This window comes from Maricaulis sp. (assembly GCF_030149515.1).
Taxonomy (GTDB): Bacteria; Pseudomonadota; Alphaproteobacteria; order Caulobacterales; family Maricaulaceae; genus Maricaulis.
Window position 1 is genome coordinate 53,750 of the sequence record NZ_JASBRI010000003.1, and the last position, 24,144, is coordinate 77,893.

At 65.9% G+C, this 24,144-nt stretch carries 26 protein-coding genes and 1 other RNA gene; 9 read left to right on the forward strand and 18 right to left on the reverse strand.

Annotated features, from left to right (window positions below):
* Positions 1-109: 109 nt before the first annotated feature.
* Complete coding sequence (pip, locus tag Q1U94_RS01745) at positions 110-1,075, forward strand: prolyl aminopeptidase (protein WP_300541311.1); 966 nt, start codon at positions 110-112, stop codon at positions 1,073-1,075.
* On the opposite strand, the gene Q1U94_RS01750 is transcribed toward pip, so the two are convergent.
* The 17 genes from Q1U94_RS01750 to Q1U94_RS01830 form a co-directional block, all read right to left on the reverse strand.
* Positions 1,072-2,424 (reverse strand): sodium-dependent transporter, encoded by a 1,353-nt coding sequence (locus tag Q1U94_RS01750; RefSeq protein ID WP_300541313.1) that lies wholly within the window; start codon positions 2,422-2,424, stop codon positions 1,072-1,074. The two genes, pip and Q1U94_RS01750, sit on opposite strands and share 4 nt — an antisense overlap.
* A gap of 114 nt (positions 2,425-2,538) precedes the next feature.
* The gene (gene rodA / locus Q1U94_RS01755) at positions 2,539-3,696 is read right to left on the reverse strand and encodes a rod shape-determining protein RodA (protein ID WP_300541315.1); all 1,158 of its coding nucleotides are present in this window, start codon (positions 3,694-3,696) and stop codon (positions 2,539-2,541) included.
* Positions 3,697-5,571, reverse strand: coding sequence for a penicillin-binding protein 2 (mrdA, locus tag Q1U94_RS01760; protein ID WP_300541316.1), 1,875 nt, complete (start codon positions 5,569-5,571; stop codon positions 3,697-3,699).
* A gap of 12 nt (positions 5,572-5,583) precedes the next feature.
* On the reverse strand, positions 5,584-6,105 hold the full coding sequence (gene mreD, locus Q1U94_RS01765; RefSeq protein WP_300541318.1) for a rod shape-determining protein MreD: 522 nt from the start codon (positions 6,103-6,105) through the stop codon (positions 5,584-5,586).
* The gene (mreC, locus tag Q1U94_RS01770) at positions 6,102-7,091 is read right to left on the reverse strand and encodes a rod shape-determining protein MreC (RefSeq protein ID WP_300541320.1); all 990 of its coding nucleotides are present in this window, start codon (positions 7,089-7,091) and stop codon (positions 6,102-6,104) included. The genes mreD and mreC overlap by 4 nt, the downstream gene beginning before the upstream one ends.
* A gap of 33 nt (positions 7,092-7,124) precedes the next feature.
* Positions 7,125-8,165, reverse strand: a complete 1,041-nt coding sequence (locus Q1U94_RS01775) for a rod shape-determining protein (RefSeq protein ID WP_300541322.1) — start codon at positions 8,163-8,165, stop codon at positions 7,125-7,127.
* Between the two features lie 146 nt (positions 8,166-8,311).
* Positions 8,312-9,034 (reverse strand): VTT domain-containing protein, encoded by a 723-nt coding sequence (locus tag Q1U94_RS01780; RefSeq protein WP_300541324.1) that lies wholly within the window; start codon positions 9,032-9,034, stop codon positions 8,312-8,314.
* A gap of 66 nt (positions 9,035-9,100) precedes the next feature.
* A complete protein-coding gene (locus tag Q1U94_RS01785) occupies positions 9,101-9,619 on the reverse strand; it encodes a hypothetical protein (RefSeq protein WP_300541326.1) in 519 nt (172 codons plus the stop codon).
* A gap of 61 nt (positions 9,620-9,680) precedes the next feature.
* Positions 9,681-10,673, reverse strand: coding sequence for a ketol-acid reductoisomerase (gene ilvC / locus Q1U94_RS01790; protein ID WP_300541328.1), 993 nt, complete (start codon positions 10,671-10,673; stop codon positions 9,681-9,683).
* An 82-nt stretch (positions 10,674-10,755) separates the two neighbouring features.
* The gene (miaA, locus tag Q1U94_RS01795; RefSeq protein ID WP_300541330.1) at positions 10,756-11,679 is read right to left on the reverse strand and encodes a tRNA (adenosine(37)-N6)-dimethylallyltransferase MiaA; all 924 of its coding nucleotides are present in this window, start codon (positions 11,677-11,679) and stop codon (positions 10,756-10,758) included.
* On the reverse strand, positions 11,676-13,067 hold the full coding sequence (locus Q1U94_RS01800) for a Do family serine endopeptidase (RefSeq protein ID WP_300541332.1): 1,392 nt from the start codon (positions 13,065-13,067) through the stop codon (positions 11,676-11,678). Before Q1U94_RS01800 ends, miaA begins: the two co-directional genes overlap by 4 nt.
* Before the next feature lie 88 nt (positions 13,068-13,155).
* Positions 13,156-13,344, reverse strand: a complete 189-nt coding sequence (locus tag Q1U94_RS01805; protein ID WP_300541334.1) for a DUF2065 domain-containing protein — start codon at positions 13,342-13,344, stop codon at positions 13,156-13,158.
* Positions 13,345-14,226 carry a protease modulator HflC gene (locus Q1U94_RS01810; RefSeq protein WP_300541335.1) on the reverse strand — a complete coding sequence of 294 codons (882 nt, stop codon included), beginning with the start codon at positions 14,224-14,226 and terminating at the stop codon, positions 13,345-13,347.
* Positions 14,223-15,374, reverse strand: coding sequence for an FtsH protease activity modulator HflK (gene hflK, locus Q1U94_RS01815; protein WP_300541336.1), 1,152 nt, complete (start codon positions 15,372-15,374; stop codon positions 14,223-14,225). Before hflK ends, Q1U94_RS01810 begins: the two co-directional genes overlap by 4 nt.
* A gap of 111 nt (positions 15,375-15,485) precedes the next feature.
* Positions 15,486-16,007, reverse strand: a complete 522-nt coding sequence (locus Q1U94_RS01820) for a dihydrofolate reductase (RefSeq protein WP_300541339.1) — start codon at positions 16,005-16,007, stop codon at positions 15,486-15,488.
* Positions 16,004-16,324 (reverse strand): phosphoribosyl-ATP pyrophosphohydrolase, encoded by a 321-nt coding sequence (locus Q1U94_RS01825; protein ID WP_300541341.1) that lies wholly within the window; start codon positions 16,322-16,324, stop codon positions 16,004-16,006. The genes Q1U94_RS01820 and Q1U94_RS01825 overlap by 4 nt, the downstream gene beginning before the upstream one ends.
* Positions 16,321-17,187: a thymidylate synthase gene (locus tag Q1U94_RS01830; protein WP_300541343.1), complete on the reverse strand. Its 867-nt coding sequence runs from the start codon at positions 17,185-17,187 to the stop codon at positions 16,321-16,323. Before Q1U94_RS01830 ends, Q1U94_RS01825 begins: the two co-directional genes overlap by 4 nt.
* A gap of 336 nt (positions 17,188-17,523) precedes the next feature.
* On the opposite strand from Q1U94_RS01830, the gene Q1U94_RS01835 reads away from it, so the two are divergent.
* From Q1U94_RS01835 to Q1U94_RS01870, 8 genes are all read left to right on the forward strand, one after another.
* On the forward strand, positions 17,524-17,964 hold the full coding sequence (locus Q1U94_RS01835) for a helix-turn-helix transcriptional regulator (protein WP_300541345.1): 441 nt from the start codon (positions 17,524-17,526) through the stop codon (positions 17,962-17,964).
* 190 nt (positions 17,965-18,154) lie between these two features.
* Positions 18,155-18,523, forward strand: coding sequence for a VOC family protein (locus Q1U94_RS01840; RefSeq protein ID WP_300541347.1), 369 nt, complete (start codon positions 18,155-18,157; stop codon positions 18,521-18,523).
* A gap of 345 nt (positions 18,524-18,868) precedes the next feature.
* Positions 18,869-19,909, forward strand: coding sequence for a DUF3667 domain-containing protein (locus Q1U94_RS01845; protein WP_300541349.1), 1,041 nt, complete (start codon positions 18,869-18,871; stop codon positions 19,907-19,909).
* A gap of 366 nt (positions 19,910-20,275) precedes the next feature.
* Positions 20,276-20,634: a transfer-messenger RNA gene (gene ssrA / locus Q1U94_RS01850) on the forward strand.
* Positions 20,635-20,772: 138 nt separating this feature from the next.
* Positions 20,773-21,294 (forward strand): hypothetical protein, encoded by a 522-nt coding sequence (locus Q1U94_RS01855; RefSeq protein ID WP_300541351.1) that lies wholly within the window; start codon positions 20,773-20,775, stop codon positions 21,292-21,294.
* A 131-nt stretch (positions 21,295-21,425) separates the two neighbouring features.
* Positions 21,426-21,926, forward strand: coding sequence for a ClpXP protease specificity-enhancing factor SspB (locus Q1U94_RS01860; RefSeq protein WP_300541353.1), 501 nt, complete (start codon positions 21,426-21,428; stop codon positions 21,924-21,926).
* Positions 21,926-22,417, forward strand: a complete 492-nt coding sequence (locus tag Q1U94_RS01865) for a PaaI family thioesterase (protein WP_300541355.1) — start codon at positions 21,926-21,928, stop codon at positions 22,415-22,417. The genes Q1U94_RS01860 and Q1U94_RS01865 overlap by 1 nt, the downstream gene beginning before the upstream one ends.
* The gene (locus Q1U94_RS01870; protein WP_300541357.1) at positions 22,414-23,631 is read left to right on the forward strand and encodes an MFS transporter; all 1,218 of its coding nucleotides are present in this window, start codon (positions 22,414-22,416) and stop codon (positions 23,629-23,631) included. Before Q1U94_RS01865 ends, Q1U94_RS01870 begins: the two co-directional genes overlap by 4 nt.
* A gap of 6 nt (positions 23,632-23,637) precedes the next feature.
* Here the strand turns inward: Q1U94_RS01870 and Q1U94_RS01875 are convergent, their stop codons facing one another.
* Positions 23,638-24,087: a YcgN family cysteine cluster protein gene (locus Q1U94_RS01875; protein WP_300541359.1), complete on the reverse strand. Its 450-nt coding sequence runs from the start codon at positions 24,085-24,087 to the stop codon at positions 23,638-23,640.
* Between the last annotated feature and the right edge of the window lie 57 nt (positions 24,088-24,144).

Below are 24,144 nucleotides of genomic sequence, written 5' to 3' on the forward strand. Positions count from 1 at the left end.
AGTCCCAACTATTCCAAGAATTGCCCCAAACCGCGTGCACGATATAGGGACATCGCCTCTTAGGCTATCGTTTATTGCGTTTATGAGACGCTAACAGCACAGTATCGCAATGGATGCCTCATACTCCCGCCGCCTGCTTTATCCACCGATCCGCCCTGTCGACAGTTTCCGCATGCCCGTCGGCGACGGGCATGAACTCTATGTCGAGGAATGCGGCCGGCCGGACGGGCTTCCGGTCATCACCCTGCATGGCGGCCCCGGGGGCGGCGTATCGCCGGCACTGCGGCGCTTCTTCGACCCGCGGCGATATCGCGTCATCCTGTTCGACCAGCGCGGCTGCGGGCGCTCTACCCCGCATGGCGGGCTGGAGGCCAATACCACGGCGCACCTTCTGGACGATATCGAACGCATCCGCGAACGCATGGGTGTCGACAAATGGCTGGTTTTCGGCGGCTCCTGGGGCGCCACTCTGTCCTTGGCCTATGCCTGCAAGCACCCCGACCGCTGCCTGGGCCTGATCTTGCGCGGGGTCTTCCTGTGTACCGAGATCGAGCTGCACTGGTTCTACCGGCACGGCGCCAACATGCTGTTCCCGGACGCCTGGGAACGCCTGGTCGAACCGCTCGCGCCGGAAGAACGCGGCGATATCATCCGGGCCTATTACGAACGCCTGGCCGAGCCGGACATTGTACGCCGCCGTCCCGACGCGCTGGCCTGGGCCCGCTGGGAAAGCGCCCTGATCTCCATGACAGGCGACCCGTCCGCCCCGCTGGCCGACCCGGTCCGGGCCGACGCACTGGCCCGGCTGGAGACGCATTACTTTATGAATCGCGGCTTTTTCGAACGCGACGGCTCTCTGCTGGAGGAGGCCGGCCGTTTCAGTCATCTGCCCGGTGTGATCGTGCAGGGCCGGTATGACGTGGTCACCCCGCCCCGTTCGGCCTGGGCCCTGGCCCGGGCCTGGCCGAAAGCACGGCTGCAGATGATCGGCGATGCCGGCCATGCAGCCGGCGAACCGGGCGTGGTGGACGCGCTGGTGCGCGCCACCGACGCCTTTGCCGATCAGCTGGGCTAGCCGAGACCCAGCACTGCCCCGATCCGGCCTCCGTAGAACTGGGCATCAAGCCCCAGCATCAGGATCACGAAAATCGCCGGCGGTACGATCCAGCGTACACAGAAGTGGAAGAACTCGAACAGGCCTTTCGACGTGTGCGAAAGCTCGTCGCGCAGCAGACTTTTGGGAATCACCCAGCCAGTGAAGACAGCGACCAGGAAACCGCCCAACGGCAACAGGAGGCTGCCGGAAATCCAGTCGACGAAATTGGCACCGAATTCCGGCGAATAGACCGCGCCGGCACCGATCATGAAAGCGAAGAAGCCGACTAGAACAGCCGTCTGAGGCCGGCCGAAGTTTGCGTGCTCGTCGACAAAGGCGACGACACCCTCCAGCAGCGAGATCGACGAGGTGATCGCAGCGATAAGGGCGAGGGCAAAGAAGGCTCCGCCGATGATATTGCCCGCCGGCATGTCGGCGAATACCGCCGGCAGGGCCGAGAAGATCAGCCCCAGGCCTTCGGCCGGATTGATGCCCACCATGAAGACGATCGGGAAGATCATGAGGCCGGCCACCATGGCGACCAGCGTGTCGGCAGAAGCGATGACCACCGAGGACGAACCGATATTGGAATCCTTGGACAGGTAGGATCCGTAAGTGATCATGATTGCCGAGGCGACAGAGACCGAGAAGAAGGCCTGGCCCAGCGCCTGAACGAAGGTCTGGCCGTTCACCACCGAGAAATCAGGCTGGAACAGGTAGGCGATGGCTTCGGCGGCATTCCCGTTCACCAGCGAGTAGACTGTCAGACCCAGTAGCACGACGAAGAAGAGCGGCATCAGCATGGTCGCGACGCGCTCGATCCCGCCTTTCAGTCCCTGCGCGACGATAAATACGGTCAGGACCATGAAAATAACGTGCCAGAACAGCTGGATGCCCTGACCGTTGTAGAACATGGTCGCCCCGGCGTCGGTGCCAAAGCCACCGGCGAATCCGGCAACGGAGAAGGCCATGACCTGACCGGCGATAACCGAATAGGTGGTCAGGATCAGGAAGCCGGCGGCCGTACACACCCAGCCAACGATCGACCATTTGCCCGACTTGCCCGCTTCCTGGGCCATTTTCCGGGTCGAGGAGATCGCCGATTGCTGGGCGTGGCGGCCGATGGAGATTTCCGCCATCAGCACTGGCAGGGCAAACAGGATCACGCACGCGATATAGATCAGCACGAAGGCCGAACCGCCATTCTGGCCCGTCATGAACGGGAAGCGCCAGAGGTTACCCAGACCGACAGCCGATCCGACCGCAGCCATGATGAAAGCAAAACGCGACGACCAGTGTGCGTGCGTCCCCGTGGGCGTAACCGCCATGAATCTCTCCCCTCACATGGGCGCGTATTGGGCGCGCCTGCCTTGCATAAAATTGTCGCGCACACTTCCCCAAGCGCGCGGAACCGTCAAGTTGGGTTCGCCAGCGCAGTAAGCCTAGCCGAACAGCCCCGCCCCCCGCGGCGGCTCCGCATTGCGATGGATGTGGGCACCGAGGATCAGGCCGAAACCGACGAGCACCGCCAGCACCACCGTCCCGCCATAGGAAATCAGCGGCAAGGGCACGCCGACCACCGGAAGCAGGCGCGAGACCATGCCGATATTGATGAAGACATAGGAGGCATAGGTCGCGATGATCCCGAATGTCAGGATGCGCAGGAACGGGCTCTTGCAGCTGATCGCGATCATCACGGCCTGGGCCATGATCAGCGCGTTGATCGCCAGGATGGACACTCCGCCGACAAAGCCGAACTCCTCACCGAGCGCGGTGAAGATGTAGTCTGTCTGCATTTCGGGAAGATAGCCCAGCTGGGACTGGGTGCCTTCCAGGAATCCCTTGCCCGTCATCCCGCCGGATCCAAGCGTGATCATGGCCTGGTTCGGGTGATAGTTGATCCCCAGCGGATCGAAATCCGGATTGGTGAAGGCCCGCACCCGGTCCATCTGATACTCGGCCAGGATATTCTCCAGACCGTAGAGACCGATGCCGATCATGCCGGCCATGCCCACCCCCGTAACGACCAGGATGAACCACCAGCTGAGCCCCGCCATGAACACCACGGCCGCGCCCGTGGCAGCCAATAGCAGCGTCGTACCCAGATCCGGCTGTCCAACGATCAGCGCCGCAGGCGCACCGATGATCAGCAGGGGCGGGATCAGTCCGGACAGGGTCGTCACCTTCTCCGCCGGCAGATCGTGATAGTAGCGGGCCAGAGCCAGCACCAGTGCAAGCTTCATGATTTCCGAGGGCTGTAGTCGCACCGGGCCGAGATCGACCCAGCGCTGGGCGCCATTGATGCTGACACCCATGACCTCGACCAGAACCAGCAGTATCAGCGCCACGACGTAGACGGGATAGGAGACGCCCATCCAGAAGCGCGGCGGAAACATGGCCACAACCACCATGGCCACGAGTCCGATGGCCAGGCGGATGGCATGGTTGAGCGCCCAGGGCGACCAGCTGCCACCGGCCACGGAATACAGCATGCCGATACCGGCCACGCCCAGCAGGAGAAGAAGCAGAACCAGCGTCCAGTTCAGCTCCATCATCTTGCCGCGCAGATCGCGCGGCACGCTTTCGCGGAAGACCGCCATTCAGGCCCCTTCCCGCCGGTTGCGCCGCAGATCGGCGAAGACGCCGGCCCGGCTGGACGGATCCCTGGCCACGACCCGGCGCAGGATGTCGCGCGCCGGCCGCGTCGCCGCGCTGGACCCGCCGCCATGTTCGACGACGACGACGACCGCGTATTTGGGATTGTCCGCCGGCGCATAGCACATGAACAGGCCATGGTCGCGCAGACGCCAGGGCAGATCCTCCTGGTCGCGGACGCCTGCTGCGCGCTCTTCGGCGGTGATGGAATAGACCTGGGCCGTCCCCGTCTTGCCCGCCATTTCCACGCCTTCGATACCCAGCCCGCCCAGCGAATAGGACGTGCCGCCCGGCTCGTGCACGACCGCGCGCAACCCGTTGCGCACCTGTGCCAGCGCCTCGTCGGTCACGCCGATATAGGGCGCAGGCCGCGCGAGGGCGTTCCGGTAGAGCGTCGGCGTGACGGCCCGGCCTGAGGCCACGCGGGCGGTCATGACGGCCAGTTGCAGCGGCGACATCGCCACCGCGCCCTGCCCGATGCCGACATTGTAGGTGTGCCCCGTCGTCCACGGCTCGTTGTGCCGGGCCCGCAACCAGGCCGGATTGGGCATATTGCCCGAACGTACGCCGGCAATGCCGATATCGAACTGCTCGCCGGCGCCGAAACGCACGGCCATGTCGTGCAGGCGGTCGATACCCAGCCGGTTGGCCATTTCGTAGAAGAAGATGTCGCACGAGGTCTTCACCGCCTCGTGGATATTCACGATGCCGTGCCCCTGGCGCCGCCAGCAATGGAATTCCCGATTGCCCAGCCGGGTCGAACCGGTACAGCGGATTGTCTCGGACGGCTCGACCAGCCCGTGTTCCAGCGCCGCTGTCGCCACCACCGCCTTGAAGGTCGAACCGGGCGGATAGGTTCCCTGGATGGACTTGTGGAACAGCGGATTGTGGTCGTTCTCGCGCAGCGCCGCATAGTCGTCGGTGGAGATACCGCCCACAAAGAGGTTCGGGTCGAAACTCGGCGTGGAGACCAGGGCGATCAGCTCGCCCGTATTCACGTCGAGGACAACGGCCGAAGCCGCCTCCTGGCCCAGACGCTCGTGCGCGAAGCGCTGGATGTCGGCATCCAGCGTCATCACCACGTCCTGGCCCGGCTGTGGCGGGGTCGACTGGTCGGGCAATTCCCGGATCACCCGGCCGCGCGCATTGACTTCGGTCTTGAGGGCCCCGGCCGCGCCGCGCAGATCGTGTTCGCGCGCGCTCTCGACGCCGGTCTTGCCGACCCGGAAGCCGGGATGGCGCAAGAGGCGTTCGGCCTCACGCGGATTGTTGGCGATGTCGTCCTCGTTGGGCGGCTGCACATAGCCGGCCACATGGGCGAAGGACGCTCCATACGGGTAGGCGCGCACCTCGCCGACATCGGGAATGATCCCGGCCAGGTCCGGGGCGTTGAGGTTGATGGCCGAAAAGGTCTGCCAGTCGAGATCGTCGGCAACGGTGATCGCCCGGAAGCGTTCCTGCTGGCTTGCGGTGCGCAGGATGCGGCTGCGGGCATAATCGCCCAGCGGCATGAAGCGGCTCAAACGGTCGAGCGCCGCCTCCACGTCGCCGGCCTGTTCGGGCACCAGCAGCACGCGGTAGCTGTCACGGTTTTCCGCGATGGCGACGCCGAACCGGTCGAGAATGCGCCCGCGCGAGGGCGGCAGCAGGTAGAAATTGAACTGATTGTCTTCCGAGAGCAGGCGATAGCGCTCGTTTTCAAGCACTTGCAGCGAGTAGAGGCGGCCCGCCAGGCCGACGAAAGCCAGCCCGCCCAGGCCCGACATAATCAGGGCCCGGCGGGTGAATTTCAGATCCTGTTCCTGACGGTCGGCACGCATGAGATCTCGCGATCACCCCCCGATAAACCCGCTCCGCCCGCCGCGGCGGCGGCGAAGCACGAGATAGGCAATGAGCGGAAACATGAGGATCGTCGCGACGATCTCGATGATCAAGGGCTGCAGATCGGCCATCTGCTCCAGGGCGAAACTGCCGGCCGCGAAGGCGATGGCATGGGCCAGCAGCAAGGTGGCGGCAAAACGGGCAAAGACCGGCGGCAGATCGCGCGGCATGCCATCCTCGCCGCGGAAGCGGAACACCGCGATCGCGATCAGGTAGGACAGGGCCCACACCCCCATCGGCGCCCCGGTCAGCAGGTCCTGGGCCAGGCCGATGGCAAACACGGCGACCGGCGGCATGAATTGCGGCCGCAGGCCCGACCACAGGAAGATCGCCATCAGCGGCCAGGTCGGCATCACGGTGATGCCGTCGATCAGGCGCGTCGGCGCAGCCTGGACGATCAGGGCCGCCAGAACTGTGAGAATGCAGCCGATGGCGGAAAGCCAGAGCGCGTCGCGTTCCGTCGGTTTCCTCACGGTGTGCCCTCCGGATCCTCGGCCGCAGGCGAGGGTTCGGAGCCGCCTGCCGGTGCCGTCTCCGTCTCTGCCGTTGTCCCGGCCGTCGCCGGCCCGGCCTCGACCGGATCTACCAGGTCCGCCTCGCCGGCATCGACTTCCCGGTCGGGCGGCACGATGCGGCGATACGGCCAGACCCAGACAAAATCGATCGGGGCCTGGTCGGAATAGAGCCGCACCCGCCACTCGCCGTCACGCGTCGACACCGCCTCGCCGACCGGCAGGCCGCGCGGCAGGATGCCGCCATCGCCCGAGGAGACGATGCGGTCGCCCTCCTGGATGTCCGGCGCCCGGCCGACATATTCCAGGCGCGGATAGGGTGAATTGTCGCCGATCAGGATGGCCCGGGCATTGGAGCGGTCGGCCATGACGGGAACCCGGCTGTTGAGGTCGGTGAGCAGCAGGACGCGGGCCGAGCGCCGGCCGGTCTCGTAGACCCGGCCGACCAGGCCGTAGAGATTGATGACGGGATAGCCGTCCTCGATGCCGGCATCCGAGCCCCGCCCGATCAGGCGCGCCTTGACGAAGGGACCGCGCGGATCGGCCACGGTCCAGGCGCCGATCCGGTCCTCGATGGCGGGCGAATCAACGTTCAGCGCGTCCTCGTAGACCTCGATCCGGTCGCGCTGGCGATAGGCCAGGTCTTCCCAGTAGCGCGCCTCGATCAGTTGCTGGCGCAGGCGGGCATTTTCCTCGGCCAGTTCGCCCTGGCGGCGAAAATAGGGGCCGATATTCTTGACCGCACGCAGGGGCTGGGCGCCCAGTTCCAGGAGCGGTGCGGCGATATCGGTGAACGCGGAGCGGAAGTCCGCAAAGGCGTCCGAACGCGAAGCCGGCCGGTCGAAGGCGATCAGGGCGCCGGAGAGGACGAGAAGCGCGATGAACAGCGTCCGCGAGAACCGGACACCTTGATCACCGTCATGTCGTGTCGAGCGCCTGGACGCCACCGACTCACTCCTTCTGCCTCCATGCGCTGGAGGTTACACGGCTTCGGAGAGGATGGGCCGCCAGACCCGCAAGTCTTCCACGGCTTTTCCGCAGCCCAGCACCACGCAGGACAGCGCCTCGTCCGCAAGGCTGACCGGCAGGCCCGTGCGCTCGCGCAGTTCGGTGTCGAGATTGCGCAGCAGCGCGCCCCCGCCCGTGAGAACAATACCCTTGTCGACGATATCGGCCGCCAGTTCCGGCGGCGTCGCCTCGAGCGCCTGTTTGACCGCCTCGACGATCTGCTCGACCGGCTCGGACAGGCTGTCGGCGATCATCGCCTCGGTGACCGCGATCTCGCGCGGCACGCCATTCATCAGGTCCCGGCCCTTGATGTCCAGCGACAGGCCCTCGCCCTTCACCGGCGGCATGGCCGAACCGATTTCCTTCTTGATCCGCTCGGCCGAGGTCTCGCCGATCAGAAGATTCGCGGAACGGCGGATATAGTTGATGATGGCCTCGTCCATCTTGTCGCCGCCGACGCGCACCGAGCGCGAATAGACGATGCCCGACAGCGACATCACGGCCACCTCGGTGGTACCGCCGCCGATATCGACGATCATCGAACCGGTCGGCTCGTCGATCGGCAGGCCGGCCCCGACGGCCGCGGCCATCGGTTCGTCGATGAGATAGACCTTGCGGGCACCCGCGCCCAGGGCGCTCTCGTGGATCGCGCGGCGTTCCACGGCGGTCGCGCCGGAGGGGACGCAGATCACCACCTGCGGCGACACCATGGCCCGGCGATTGTGCACTTTCTGGATGAAATGCTTGATCATTTCCTCGGCGACGTCGAAGTCGGCGATGACGCCGTCGCGCATCGGCCGGATGGCTTCGACATTTCCGGGCGTCTTGCCGAGCATCAGCTTGGCTTCCGCACCGACCGCCTGGACCTGCTTGCGGCCCTTCTCGATCTTGTAGGCCACGACAGAGGGTTCGTTCAGGACAACGCCGCGCCCCTTCACGTAGACGAGCGTGTTTGCGGTTCCCAAGTCGATGGCGATGTCCGCAGAGAGTAAACCGAAAAGGCTGTTGAGCATGAGCGTGCTGGAGTCAGGGCGGGTGTGGCGGCAATACCGCGGTGCAACTTGTTTTCTTGTGCGATGCTCCGCCCGACATTGCAAGGGGGGCGCACCGCACGGCCGCATATGGCGGCAAAAGATATGGTTGGAGGTTATGGCCGAATTCAGGCTGGTTCTTCGCTTGTCTCCTTGTCGCGATTGCGGCGCAGCCATTTTCGGGCCACCAGCATGATGCCGATCCAGGCCGCCACGGCGACCAGCAGGGCCAGGCCCAGCAGGACCTTGCCCTCGGTGAGCATGGCCAGGATGCTCTGTCCGGCAAGCCCGACGACAACGATTTTCGGGGCCGTGCCCAGGGCCGTACCCAGGGCAAAGGCCCAATAGGGCGTGCGGGCGATGCCGAACCCCATGTTTACGACGATGAAGGGGCCCGAGGGCACCCAGCGGACCACCATCGAGGCCAGAAGGCCGTTCCGGCCGATGAAGCTGGAGATCCGGTTCGCCCAGTCGCCGCCATAGCGCTTGAGAATGCGGGCACCGAACAAGCGGCCGAGGATGAAATTGACCGACGCCGCCACCAGCGTGGCGATCCAGGCGTAGAGCGAGCCCATGACCGGTCCGAAGGCGACAATCGCCGCCGCCATCAGGCCGAATTGCGGGGCTCCGAGAAAGGACAGGGCCGTGAAGACAAGTATCGTGACCGGCAGAGCGTACCAGCGCCCCGCCATATCCGCGAACCAGTCGCTTGCCGCACCGGGCTCCAGATCCAGGACGAAACGCCCCATCAGGAAGACGATGCCGACCATGGCGAACAGCGCGACCGAGACGCCAACGGCGCGGGCGGCGCGGGCATCCATGCGCAGAATGAAATCGAGAATGCGGTTCATCGCTCCGGCCATCCGCCCTGCAGTGTGCCACTAGCTAAGCACGGATTGCGCCTGCGGCAATCGGCATCAGCCGTCGGCATCGCCCGCCGTATCCTCGGCAGCGTCCACCGCCTCGCCCGAGGCGATAGCCACCAGCTTGGCGCGCTGTACCGCCAGAATGGCCAATTGCTCGTCGAGCACTTTGAGGATTTCCCGGGCTTCGTCCTTGTCGACACGGCCCGGCGAGCGCTCGGTCTCGCTCAGCGATTCCATCAGCGCGGAGATATTGCGCGCATTGGACTGGCTGGCATCCCCCGCCAGGGCCAGCCAGTTGGCGTCCCCGGCCTTCTCGATCGGCAGGAAGATCCCGCCGGCCAGCGCCGCCAGATGCTGGGCGGCGGCGGTCGATCCCGCCTCGGTCAGGGTCGCAATTCGCGTGTAGGAAATCTCATTGGTCGAGTCCGGGTCGGCCAGGGCGTAGACCCGCGTGCGGCTGAGATCGAGCAATTCCATGACTTTGGGAATGCCGCCAACCTCCTCGAATACGCGCGCCACGACTTCCTTGGGCTCGCCGTACCGCCGGACCTTGACCGGATTGAATGACATTCTTTGCCCCCGCGCCGTAATACCAATATTCCCGACTAATACAGGTTGATGATCTTGTTGGCTATTTCGTGGCACCGTAGATCCGGCTGCGAAGTTCAGCACCGGCATCCTCGATCGGCAGCGTCTTGTCGGCCGCCCGGTCGGCCTTCATGGCGTCGCCGGCCTCATGGGTCTCCACCCATAACCGCGCGAAACTCCCGTCCTCGATCGCGGCCATGGCCTGATCGAAGGTGCGCCGTAATTCGGGACCGGCAATCCGGTCCTCGATCTGGCGCGCACCGAACTCTGCCGTATCGGAAATTGCCTCGTACATGCCCGCGATGCCCCGCGCCTGGATCAGGTCGGCCAGGTATTTGATCTCGTGAACGCAGTCGATATAGGCCATGCGCGGCGACACGCCGGCGGCCACGAGCCGGTCGAAACTCGCCTTGGCCAGCGCCACCATGCCACCGACCAGGACCGCCTGTTCGCCGAACAGGTCGGAGACGGTCTCCTCACGGAATGTAGTCGGAAAAATCCCCACCTCGCCGGACCCGATCCCCGCCAGATAGGCCAGCGCCAGCTCGCGCGCCGTACCGCTGGCGTCCTGATGCACGGCCCAAAAGCCGATCAGCCCCCGGCCCTTCTCGAACTCCTGCCGCACGGCACCGCCCGGCCCCTTGGCCGCAGCCAGGATCACATCGGCATCGGCCGGCGGATCGATCAGCCCGTAATGGATGGAAAAACCGTGGCACAGGATCAGCGCCTGCCCCGGCTTGCGATGGGGCGCGATATGTCCGGTCCATATCTGCCGGTGCGCCTCGTCGGCGGCCAGTAGCGCAATCGCGTCGGCCCAGCCGGCTGCATCGTCCAGGGAGACGACCTCGAAACCGTCGGCCTCGGCCCTGGCGCGCGACGGCGATCCGTCTCTCAGCGCAATGCGGACTTTGCGCACGCCGCTATCGCGCAGGCACAGCGCATGGCTGCGGCCATGATTGCCGTAGCCGACAATGGCAAGACGGCAATTGCGGATAGGGGCGAGATCGATGTCCGGGGTGTATAGCGGTTCGGTCATGCGGAGCGGGGTTTTGCGAATCGGCTTTGGCAGAGGCCCCGATAGGACGGCCCGCACGCGCCGATGTCCAGAACCGGCCCGGTCATCCCTCGCCGGCAATCAGCGCCGCAAGCGCTGAGCGGGCCTCCACCGGATCGAGCGCGGTGATGCGCGGCCAGCTGCCGCACTGATTGCGGAACCAGGTCAGCTGGCGCTTGGCGTAGCGGCGGCTGTCGCGCCTGGCAGCTTCCACCGCCTCGTCCAGCGGGGTCTCTCCGCGCAGATGCGCCATCAGCGGCGGCACGCCGAGCGCCTTCATGGCCGGCAGGTCGGGATCAAGTCCCCGGGCCGCAAAGGCGCGGACCTCGTCCAGTGCCCCCGCTGCCATCATCCCGTCGAACCGCCTGTCGATGCGCGCATAGAGTGCCTCGCGATCCGGTTCGATCACCAGCCCGCGCCAACACCCCGGTTCCAGCATGGGTTCGGTGCGGTCGTGAAAACGCGAAAGGCTTTCCCCGGTCTGGTAGCCGACTTCGACGATGCGCTGCAGGCGCTGCCGGTCCGCGGCGTCCACCCGCGCTGCGGACAGGGGATCCAGACGCCTCGCCTCGGCACGCAGGGCGTCCATTCCGCCCTGTTCGATCAGGTCCGACGCGCGCTGGCGGGCCTCCGGGCCGATTTCGGGAACGGGAGCCAATCCGGCAGTCAGCGCATTGAAATAGAGCCCGGTTCCGCCGACGAGGATCGGCGATCGGCCGCGCGCCCCGATGTCCTCGATGCAGGCCAGAGCCGCATCGGCCCAACGTCCCACGGACCAGCGCTCGGCGGGATCGGCGATACCGAAGAGATGGTGCGGCGCTTCAGCCTCTTCTTCCGGCGAGGGGCGTGCCGTGATCAGATGCAGACCGTCATAGATCTGCATCGAGTCGGCATTGACGATCTCGCCATCAAGCTCCCGGGCCGCAGCGATGGCCAGCGCGGTCTTGCCCGCCGCGGTCGGTCCCGCGATCAGCCAGGTGCGGCTCACGGGCGTATGGATTGCAGCACGTACTGGCCGCCGCGATTGATCTGGAAACGGATCGGACCGCCGCCATGACCGGACACGATCTCGCGGATATCGGCAACGGTCTCGACCCGCGTGAACTCGACCTCCTCGACAACATCGCCGGGCCGGATCTTGCCGGCCGCGTCGGACGCGGGGTCGACCTCGGTCACCAGGACGCCGACCGCGTCGGGATCGACGCGGTAGCGCCGGCGGGCGGGCGCGTCCAGAACGCCCAGCGTCATGCCCAGAATCGTGTTGCCATTGCCGGGCGTCGGATCGACGACACCGTCATTGTCTTCGTCTTCCGGCGCCCCGGCGCCGCCCTCTTCCTCGAGTTCGCCGATGGTGATGTCCAGGGTCATCGGCCGGTCCCGGCGGATGATCTCGATCTCGACTTCGCGGCCGATCTCGCTTTCCGCGACCATGCGGGGAAAGCTCTGGCTGTCACGCACCCGGCGGCCGTCAAAGCGCAGCACCAGGTCGCCCTGGCGCAGACCCGCCGCATCGGCCGGCCCGCCCTCCTCCACACGCGAGACGATCGCGCCATGGGGCGTGTCCAGTTCGAAGCTCTCAGCCAGTTCCGCCGTGACGCGATGTACGCTGACACCCAGCCAGCCGCGACGGGTTTCGCCAAATTCGATCAACTGGTCGACAACGCGCGTGGCGATGTTGGAGGGAATGGACAGGGAAATACCGACGCTGGCGCCGGTGGGCGAAAGGATCAGCGTGTTCACCCCGATCACGTCGCCGCTCATGTTGAACAGCGGGCCGCCCGAATTGCCGGTATTGATGGCCACATCGGTCTGGATGTAGTCGTCATAGCGACCGCCCGCCTCGCGGCCGCGCGCCGAGACGACGCCGGCCGTCAGCGTGCCCCCCAGGCCGAACGGATTGCCGATCGCGATCACCCAGTCGCCCACGCGGGCCGTGTCGCTGTCGCCGAACGCGACCGAGGGCAAGGGCTCGTTCACCTGCATGCGCAGGACAGCCAGGTCGGTCACGGGATCGATGCCCACGACATCGGCGGCAAAGACGCGGCCGTCGGGCAGCGAGACTTCCACCTCATCGGCGCCGTCGATGACGTGGTTGTTCGTCACCACAAGGCCTTCCGGATCGATGATGAAGCCGGATCCCAGCGAGTTGGCGATGCGCGGCGCGTCGCCGAAAATATCGTTGAAGCGTTCCAGCGGCGAGCCTTCCGGGAATTCCGGCAGGCCGTTGCCCGAATCCAGCCGCTGGGCCGCGGAAATGTTCACGACCGCGGGCGAGAGGCGTTCCGCCAGATCCGCGAACCCGTCCGGTGCCGGGTGGGCCAGCACCGCGGGTGTGAGGATCACGCAGAAGAGGAAAGCCAGGAAACGCCGCATCATTCACCGCCGCAGAAGAAGAACAGGAAGTTCGTTCACGTGAATACAGCTTCGCCGGGCGGGGCCGCAACCGCAACGATGCAGGCGCAGTCTAGCGCAGCACCAGCCAGACCAGGCCCACGCCGAGACACAAGGCCGTGAGCCCGGCCAGCCGCAACTGGTCCGGGCTCATCTCGCCGATGCGGGCGATCATGCCTTTCATGGCGCCGGGCGCCAGGGCATAGGCCGCGCCTTCAAGCGCAATCGCCACCCCGACGCCGGCGATGAGGATTGTCCACACTTACTCGTTGCCGGCTTCCGACCGGAAGTAATCGAAAAACTCGCTGTCCGGCGGAATCACGATCGGTGTGCCTTCCACGATAGCCTGTTCATAGGCCTGCATGGAGCGGTAGAAACCGAAGAATTCGGCATCGCGATTATAGGCGTCGGCATAGATGGCGTTCCGCTGGGCATCGCCCGTACCGCGGATCCGCTCGGCCTCGGCGCGCGCCTCGGCACGGATGATTGCGGCCTGGCGGTCGGCATCGGCCCGGATCTCCGTGGCCCGCTGCTCGCCTTCGGCGCGGATGCGCGCGGCTTCCTGTTCACGCTCCGAACGCATGCGCTGGAACACATTGTCGGCGATCTGCTGGGGCAGGTCGGCGCGCAGGATCCGCACATCGATGACTTCGATGCCGAAATTGCCGTTGACCACCTGGGCCTCGACCGCATCCTGGACCCGGTCCATCAGGGCCGCACGCTGGCCGGAGATAACGTCGCCGGAGGGGATCGAGGCGATCGCGCCACGCAGGCTGTCATCCATGATCTGCTGCAGACGCACCCGGGCCCCGCGTTCGTCGCGGAAGGTCTGGTAGAAGCGCAGCGGATCGGAAATGCGGTAGCGCAGAAAGGCGTCGACGATCAGCCGCACCTGGTCGGACGCCTGGATTTCGGCGGCGTCCATATTGAGTTCGATATTGCGCTTGTCGAACATCAACACGTCCATGACGAAGGGCAGCTTGAAGTGCAGCCCCGGATCGGGATCGGCGCGTTCGTTCACGGCATCGACCGGTTCGCCCAGGCGCAGCACCAGCGCCTGTTCGGTTTCGCGGACGGTATAGACGCTCTGGAGGCCGACAAAGAGCGCGGCCACCAGGACGATGATTCCCAGCGTGCGGATCATTGGTCGTCTCCTTGCGTGTTGCGCACCCGGTTGCGGCCGAGCTCGTTGAGCGGGAGGTAGGGCACGGCCCCGGCCTCGCCGTCGAGAATGGTGATGTCGGAACGGCCGATGACGCGTTCCATGGTTTCCAGATACATGCGCCGGCGCGTGACGTCGGGGGCCTGGGCATATTCCTGGTAGATGGCGATGAAGCGGTCGGCGTCACCCTGGGCCTGGGCGATCACCGAGTCGCGATAGGCTTGCGCGCGCTGGGTAAGCTGGGCCGCCTCACCGCGGGCCGCCGGGATCACGCTGTTGGCATGCGCGGTGGCATTGAGCTGGGCCCGCTCGGCGTCCTGCTCGGCCACGTCGACATCGCGGAAGGCGTCGATCACGCGCTCGGGCGGCTGGGCGTTGCGCAGGTTGACCTGCAGGATCTCCACGCCGGCATCGTATTCGTCGAGGGTCTGCTGCAGCAGTTCGCGGGTGCGGCTGGAGACCTCGGCCCGGCCTTCCGTGATGATGAATTGCAGGTCGGATGTGCCGATTACTTCGCGCATGGCGCTTTCGGCCACGTCGCGAACCGCGCCCTGGATGTCGCGCACATTGAACAGATAGTCGCGCACACCATCGGGATAGGCGAGATTGACGCGCCACTGCACCGAGAAGTCGATATCGACGATATTCTCGTCGCGGGTCAGCATCTGGCCTTCCGGACCCTGACCGATCTGGATCGTGTTCGTGGTCGTCACTTCCGGCAGCAGCACCGTTTCGATCGGCGTGGGCAGCTTGAAGTGGAAGCCCGGCGAGGTGGTGCGGGAATATTCACCGAAGCGCAGCACGACGCCGGCCTCGCTCGGACCGACCTGGTACCAGCCCGAACCGGGCATGACGAACCAGACCGCCGCGATGATCGCGACAATGAAGCCGAGGCCGAAAGCGCTGGCACCGCCGCCTCCCTTCTTGCCGCCACCGCCATTGCCGCCGCGGCCGCCGCCGAACAGGCCGCGCAGGCGGCGCTGCATGTCGCGGACGACTTCGTCGAGATCGGGGCCGTCATCGCCGCCACCGCCGCCCTGGGGGCGCCGGCCCCACGGGTTCTGGTTGTTGTTGCCGCCGGAGCCCCAAGGGCCTCCGCCGCCGCCACCCTGATTGTCGTTCCACGGCATGGGTCGGATCGATCCTCTCGTCTGGTTTGCCGCCCTACATGAACTTAAGCGCGGCGGGGTTCAAGGGGATGAGGGGCGGGACAGACAGATGCCGCGTCCCCCGCTGAGCCGTCAGACCCGCTCCAGACAGCGCATGACGAAGGCATGATCGTCGCCCTCTCCGGCGGTTACGGCCTCGCGCAGGATCTCCGTCCAGGCGCTTTCGTCGAAGTCGGGAAAACGGGTTTCGCCGGCCGGTTCGGCGTCGACTTCGGTCAGGTACAGCCGGTCGGCCAGGGCCAGGGTGCCGGCATAGATCTGGGCGCCGCCGATCACGAAAACCTCGTCCACCCGGTCAGTATTGGCCTGGATGAAGGCGGCATCCATCGCCGCACCCAGATCGGCCACGGCCCGGGCGCCCCGGGCGGTATAGCCGGGCTGACGTGTCACCACGATATTGAGCCGGTCCGGCAAGGGTTTGCGCGGCAGGCTTTCCCAGGTCCTGCGGCCCATGATCACCGGCTTGCCGCGCGTCAGGTCCTTGAACCGCCGCAGGTCGGAGGACAGGCGCCAGGGCAGGTCACCGTCTGCACCGATGACATTGTTGCGGCCCCGCGCGGCGATCAGGCAGATTTTCGGAACGATAGTGGTCATGCGTCTGCGGGTTCGTCGAGCCAGCTCAGCCATTTTTCGCGTACGGCCGCATCCAGGTCCACACCTTCATCGCGCGCCAGCAGGAGCAGCATGCCCAGAACGTCGGCCATCTCCCGGGCCATGGCCGTGCGCGCCTCATCGCCGGCGGGCCGTCGCGTACGGCCGCTGGCGGTCAGATAGGACTGGGTCAGCTCGCCGACCTCTTCCTGCAGTTTGAGCAGATGCCAGTCGCCCGACCGGTCGATGCCATAGCGCCCGGCATAGATGTCAGACACCTGCGCGATGCGCGCGGCAAGATCGCCGAGCGGGCGGGTCAAACCGCCACCGGTGCGGCGATGCGGGGATGCGGGTCGTAGCCCTCCAGCACGATATCCTCGTACTCGAAGGCGAACAGGTCCTTCGCATCCGGATTGAGCCTCAGCCGCGGCAGGGCGCGCGGGGTGCGCGACAATTGTTCGCGCACCTGGTCCATATGGTTGGAATAGATGTGCGCATCGCCGAAGGTGTGGATGTACTCGCCCGGTTCCAGGCCGCAGACCTGCGCCACCATGGCGGTCAGCAGTGCGTAGGATGCAATGTTGAACGGCACGCCCAGGAACATATCGGCCGAACGCTGATAGAGTTGGCAGGACAGTTTCCCGTTCGCCACATTGAACTGGTACAGCGTGTGGCAGGGCGGCAGCGCCATGTTGGGCACGTCGGCCGGATTCCAGCCCGACACGATCAGCCGGCGCGAGGACGGGTTCGTGCGGATCTGTTCCAGGATATTGGACAACTGGTCGATCTCGGTGCCGTCGGGCCCTTCCCAGCGCCGCCACTGCTTGCCGTAGACCGGACCGAGATCGCCGTTCTCGTCGGCCCACTCATTCCAGATCGTCACGCCACGTTCCTGCAGCCAGCGCACATTCGTCTCGCCACGCAGGAACCACAACAACTCGATCGCGATCGACTTGAAATGCACCTTCTTCGTGGTCAGCAGCGGGAAGCCCTGCGACAGGTCGCAGCGGAGTTGCCGGCCGAAGACCGAACGCGTGCCCACGCCCGTGCGATCATTCTGTTCCGCCCCGGTCTCCAGAATGTCGCGCAACAGGTCGAGATAGGCCAGTTCGACCGCGGAGCCGGCCTCGCCGGCGCGGCCTGCATCGTCGGCCCGGTTATCGGAATAGGCCACATCGGCCATGGCGGTCTCCTGCGGTCAGCGCAACCGGAATGATTCGCAAACATCAAGTCTACCGGTATCCGGCGCCACCGGGAGCCTGTCCGCTGCGGCCGTCCGGGGATAACCGGCCAGGCGCGAAGACTTTCCTGCGCTTCGGCGGATGGCAAGCCGGCTGCAGCAGCGGCCCGGCACCCGGCCCTCCCGCCCTTCACGCGATCTGGCGGGGCCTCTGGCGCATGTCTGACGGGCGTGTGGCGCACGTCTGGCGGGTCCCTGACGCCCGACCGGCGTGGCGGCGCAGCGCCCGTTCTGGCCTTTGGAGCCGGCCCGGCTACTATCCGCACACAGGAGACGATCATGGCATTCAAGGCAGACGCATCCAAAATCAGGCGCTGGCGGGAAGAACGCCACTGGTCCCAGGAACACCTGGCGCACCTGGCCGGCATCGGCCTTCGAACCGTCCAGCGGATCGAGACCGGCGAGCCGGCCTCGCGCGACACGCTCACCGCACTTGCGGCCGCCTTCAATGTCGAGGCCATTGCCCTGTGTATCGACCCGGAGGCGGAAGCCGCCGATATCGTCCAGCGCCGGAACAGGGAGGCAGGCGCCGGTCTGCGCCTGTCCTTCTGGATCAATCTCGCCGGCTATCTGCTGGGCATGGTCGTGTTCGCGGGCATCAGCCTGGGCATGGGCACCTTCGTGATGAAATGGCCGGCGATCTGGTGGACGATCGGCCTGGCCGGCCATGGCTTCACGATCGCGATCGTCACGATCGTCGCCCGCCACCAGGCGCGCTGACCCGCTCCCGGAAACGCACGGCCGGCCCGGCCACCGGCCGCGACAGCCTGCGGACAGCACGGTGGCAGGAATGATCCACACCCCGTGTCCACTTTGCCGGCCGGTTCGGTCAGTATCCGCTTGCCTTGCCGCCTCGTTCCAATATCGTACCGGACGGAACATTTGAAGAACAGATACGGAGACCTCAACCATGCTCGGTTATGTGACACTGGGAACGAACGACCTGCCCCGCGCCGCCGCCTTCTACGACAGGATCTGCGCCGAGTTCGGCGCCGGCCGCTTCATGGAGGCGGACACCTTCATCGCCTGGGCGGGGCCGGACGGCGGGTGCGGTATCGGGCTGACCAAGCCCTTCGACGGCAATACGGCCACCGTCGGCAATGGCGTCATGGCCGCCTTCCAGGCCAAGGACCGCGAACAGGTGGACCGGGTCTACAAGCTGGCCATCGAACTGGGCGCCCAGGACGAGGGCCCGGCCGGCCCGCGCGGCGACAATTTCTACGCCGGCTATTTCCGCGACCCCGACGGCAACAAGCTGAATGTGTTCTGCATGGGCTGACGAAGCTGCGCCCGGCACTCTTTCTTCCCCCGCATGGCGGGGGAAGAAGCTTTGCCAAGGGCAAAGCCGAAGGGGGCCGTCGCCCCTTTCTCTCCATTCTTTCCGATCGCAACCCGGCGAAGGCCGGGCGGAAATCCGGGACCTACCGAACCCCGATCAAGCCACACATCTGCAGCAGGTAGTCCCGGATCGTACCGACACGCCCGGGCAAAGTCGCGCGTTCGCTCGATAGCCCGGCGCACTGTATCCTTCTGAGGAAATAGCCTGCTGCCAGCTCCGGAATCCCACCGCCTGCCTCCCCCGCCATTCTCACCTATAGTGAGATGTCGATTCCCAGGGGGCTTCATGACGGACACGCCGAACCAATCCCGCTGCGCCGATTGCGGGGCCGCGCTATCCGGACCGTTCTGCGGGCAGTGCGGACAGTCGGACCAGGATATCCGCCAGCCGGTACGCACCCTGTTCACCGATTTCGTCGGCGACGCCTTTGTCTGGGACGGGCGGATCTGGCGCACGCTGCGGCGCTTGTTCGCCAATCCCGGCGCCCTCGCCCGGGCCTATGCCAACGGCCAGCGCGCCCGCTGGACCCAGCCGATCCGACTTTACCTGGTCATCAGCCTGGCCTTCTTCTCCTTGATGGCGCTGGCCGGCGTACGCGTGCTGGCGGTCACCATCACACCGGATGCCCAGACCGTGCGCGCCCAGGATGCCGAGGTCGTGCAACAGCGCCGCGACCGGCTCGATCAGGCGATCGCCGAGGCGGCCCGGGCCGGCAACCCGCCCCCGCAGCTGTGCGGTGTCGCGCCCGGTCCGGACGAGCTGGCCGAGAACGGCGCCCTGCGCCTGGCCCAGGACACGAGTGTCCTGATCACCCTGTTCCAGTTCACGCCCACACCGGAAGGGCGGGAATTGTCGCCCGAAGATGCCCAATGCCTGGACACGCTGATGCGCTCGGCGGGCCTGCCGGCCGAGCTGGATCGCGCCGCGCTCACCGATCCGCAGGGCTTTGAGACCCGCACCTCGGCCGCAACGGGTCAGGCACTGATCCTGATGCTGGCCGTCTTCGCGCTCTTCAATCTCATGCTGCACCCGCGCACACGGATCATCGAACACATCATCTATGCGCTGTATTTCCACGCCGCCCTGCTGCCGGTCGTGGCCGCCGCACTGCTGGGCGCCCACCTGCTCAACGCCCTGCCCGGCTCGGCCATTGCCATCGCGGTACTGGCCAACCTGGCCAGCCTGGTCCAGGCATGGCGAGCCGACCGCGCCTTCTATGGCTCCAGCTGGTACGGCGCCAGCCTGCGCCTGCCCGTCCTGTACATAGGCTACGTCACCGGCCTCGTCCTGGCGGCCACCTTGCTAATCTTGCTGCCGGTGCTATAGCGGCGGGCCGGTCGGGCGCGTCTCTCCCATTTCTCCCGGACGCAGCCCGGCGAAGGCCGGGCGGAAATCCGGGCCCCACCGAACCCCGATCAAGCCACACATCTGCAATGGATGCCCCCGGATAGCACCGCGCGACTTCGGGAGAACGACGCGAACGGGATGACCCGGCCCCACACATCCTTGACGCTGATGGCTGCGCAGGCCGTGTCTGAAGTGCCCGGGTCGGCTGTCGCGCCTTCTATCGGTCCTGCTGGTATTACGCGGCCCCGCGTTCCCCTGCTCTATGTGGGCTATCTGGCCGGACTGATCGTCGCGTCCATTCTACTCATTCTGCGCCCCCTGATGTGACCGGCCGGACTGGTGCGCCCCCTTCATCTTGGCGGGACGATCGCCTATATTGAGGTTGCTGGCTTGCCAGCTATGGCGATAAACGCGCTCGTAATAACCGGACCGGACCCGGGGGCAGTACCCGGCGGCTCCACCATAACTGCTCTGCGTTGGCAGACATGCTTGGGGCCGAAACAGGATCGACGGACGGGTAAAGGGGATTGCTTTCGCCCGGGTGAGGCCCGTTACAGGCTCGTTATGAAAGTTGCCAACGACAACTTTGCTGAAGAGACCGCTCTCGCCGCGTAATGCGGTGCGGGTAATCTCGCTTTAAACTCCTGGACCCTTTAGCCGGTTCAGGCGGGGCTCGGAGGCGCCTGGCAACAGAAGCCTCCACTTTGATCTGCCGCAAAACGCCGGCAGAAATTCCGCCGTACCCTGAATAAAATAGAACGCCGGCACCCTCTGGTCGCCGATGCCGGCGCAGCGTATACGCTAAACGTGTGCCGTTTTTCCCGGCAGCCTAGAGTGAGCGTATGCGCAAACCCACACCGCAAATCGAATGGATTGGACAGGATGTTCTGTCGCTGACCGTCATGTCCGGCAGCAGCTGGCTCGCCCTTCTGGATGCCGTCGAAACCCTGTCCGAGCTGAACCTCTCTTCCCGGCCGGTCAACTATCTGATCCGGCTCGATGGCCGGGCCAGCTTTGCCGATGGCGGACGGGCCGACAATCTCGCCGAATTCTTCCTTCGCTTCATTCCGGCGCGCACCGCACTGGCAGTGATCCACAAGACGGAGTTCTCCGGCGGCGCGGCCGAATTCCTGTCCCGGCTTGCCGCGGCCGGCTATCAGGTTGCGACCTTTTCCGGCACGACACCCGCCCTCGCCTGGCTGCGCCGCAATCCGACGCGATGCCAGGTGCGCGGCCTGTCCTGCAGCCCGGATTGCCCCGAAGCCTATTCGCCGACCTGCCCCGCCATCGGCGCGGCATATCGCGAAACCACGCCCGTCGTGCCGGCGGACAAGGTCCCCCCCGGGCACAAGGACACGGGATAATTCGCCTTGCACACGTACGGTTAAGCCGGGATTCACGTCACGATACCGCTTCTGCAGATCAGCAGCCGATATGCGTTGACCTTGCCTAGGCTTGGAGTACCCTCAAATCGGGAGACCCGGGGGAATGCAAGATGGCTAAGGACCTGATGCGCTACGATTTAATGGCGCAGGACGCTCTTCGCGGGGTGGTCCGTCAGGCTCTGCTCAAGGCTGGCGGCCCCGAGGGGCTGCCCGGTCAGCATCATTTCTACATCACTTTCCGCACCCGGGCACCAGGCGTCGATATCGATCCCAGCCTGCTGGAAAAATACCCCGAGGAAATGACCATTGTCCTGGAACACCAGTTCTGGGACCTCGACGTGACCGAAACCGGGTTCGAAGTGACGCTGAAGTTTTCCGGCGTCCCGAAATATCTGAAAATGCCCTATTCGGCGATCTCGCGCTTCCACGACCCCTCGGTCGGCTTCCATCTGCAGTTCGAACAGGAGCCGGATGCCGAGGCCGCCCAGACCGGCCCGGACGATGACGAGCCTAAGGCGGCGGCCGGCGGAAAAGCCCCGGCCGGTAAGGTCAAGCCGAAATCCGGCGATGGCGCGCAGGTCGTGTCACTCGACAGTTTCCGCAAAAAGTAATGAAGGTTCCGGGCCTCGTCGCACCGGACCTAGCCGGCGGCGCCCCGCCGGAACCGCTGGATGCGGCCCAGATCCGCGCACATCTGGGCCAGCGGGCCAATCACCCTCACGCCTCCAGACTTCTCGGTTTCAGCCTCAGGGATTTCTCGATCGAGGAACGCTGGCTGGAAGCCGACTTCCACCCGACCGGCCAACTGGCCAATCTGCGCGGCAGTGTGCAGGGCGGTATCGTGACGGCCATGCTGGACGAGGTGATGTCGCTGTCGGTGCTCGTTGCCGAACGCTTTACCTGCGGCGTGCCGACGCTGGAAATCAAGACCAGCTTCTTCAACCCCCTGCCGGTCGAACCCTGCCGCGCCCGCGGACAGGCGCTGCGGATCGGCGGACGGGTGGCTTTCATGGAAGGCACGATCTGGACACCGACCGGCGAGATCGCGGCCAAGGCCAGTTCCACCTGCCAGGTCCGCCGCGTCAAACCCGCCGCGCGATGAACACGGGCGATCCGTTCGCCGGCAAGGCACGCGCCCTTCTTTTCATCGCCCTGGCGCAGGTTCTCGCCCTGTCTGTCTGGTTCGCCGGCGCTGCAGCATTGCCCGGCCTGATCGCCGCGGGCGACCTATCGCCGGCGCGGCAGGCAGCGCTGACGAGTGCGGTGCAGATCGGCTTTGTCGCCGGTGCCCTGGCCAGCGCAATCTATGGATTGCCAGACCGGATCGATCCGCGCCGCGTCTTTGCCTGTGGCGCCGTCATCGCCGCGCTGGCCAATATCGCCGCGCTGGCGCTGGAGCCCGGTTCGGCCGCCATGATCGCCACGCGCTTTGCAGCCGGGGCCGCACTGGCGCTGGCCTATCCCGTCGGCATGAAGCTGGCAGCCAGCTGGGCGCGCGGCGATACGGGCTTTCTGGTCGGCCTGCTGGTCGGCGCGCTGACCCTGGGCTCGGCCCTGCCCTTTGCCTTCAATCTTGCCGAAACCGGCCCGGGCTGGCAGATGCCTTTTCTCGTCTCCGCCCTGGCCGCGCTGGCAGCCTCAGGGCTGATCCTGCTGGCCGCCGGCGGGCCGGGTCTGCGTCCGGCGCCTCCCTTCCGGCCCGGCGCGGCCCTCCTCGCCTTTCGCGATCCGGCCCTTCGCCTGGCCAATCTGGGCTATCTCGGCCACATGTGGGAGCTCTACGCGATGTGGGCCTGGATCGCCCCGTTCGCCCACGCCTACTGGTCGGCGCGCAACGGGTCGCCCCTTGCCGCCGACCTGACCGCCTTTGCCGTCGTCGCGGCGGGAGCCATCGCCTGCCTGGCCGCCGGATTGCTGGCCGACCGGCTGGGCCGCACGGCGGTGACCATGGCCGCGATGGCCGTTTCCGGCAGCTGTGCCCTGGCGGCGGGCCTGGTTTTCGGCCTTCCGCCCTGGCTGATGCTCACCGTCCTTTTGATCTGGGGCATGGCGATCATTGCCGACAGCGCGCAATTCTCCGCCGCAATTGCCGAGCTGGCTCCGCCCGAACGCACCGGGACGCTGCTCACCCTGCAGACTGCGCTGGGCTTTGCCCTCACCGCGATCATGGTTCAGCTGCTGCCGTTCTGGATTGGCTGGGCCGGGTGGCAATGGGCCTTCGCGCCGCTGGCCATCGGCCCCTTCCTGGGCGTCTGGGCCATGGGCCGGCTGCGAGCGCGGCCCGAAGCGGCCAGGCTCGCCGGCGGTCGAAGGTAGGAGAGATCAGTCCTCTTCACCGGGCCACTCCACGATATGCCTGTCCCAGTCGATGGTGGTGAAGGCGTCTTCCGACGTCACCTGTCCGGCCACGCTCATCCCGGCCTTGCGGGTGGAGTCGGGATCGCCGGTCTTCAACGGATGCCAGTCGTAGAGGTCCCTGCCTTCGGCCACGAGACGGTAGGCGCAGGTCTTCGGTATCCAGTCCAGCTGGTGGATGGCCTCGGGCGTCAGTACCACGCAGTCCGGCACATGCCGCTTGCGGTTGGTATAGTCGCTGCAGCATCCCTTATCGCAATCATACAGCTTGCAGGCGATGTCTGTTTCCAGGCGCAGCCCCGTATCCTCGTCCTCCAGCTTGATCAGGCAACACTTTCCGCAATGGTCGCACAGGGCTTCCCATTCCTGCGGCGTCATCTCGGCCAGGGATTTCATTTTCCAGAAAGGCTGCGGCATGATCCTCGCCTGAATTCCGCCGTTATTGAGAGGCTTTAGACTGGGGTTTGCCCACCG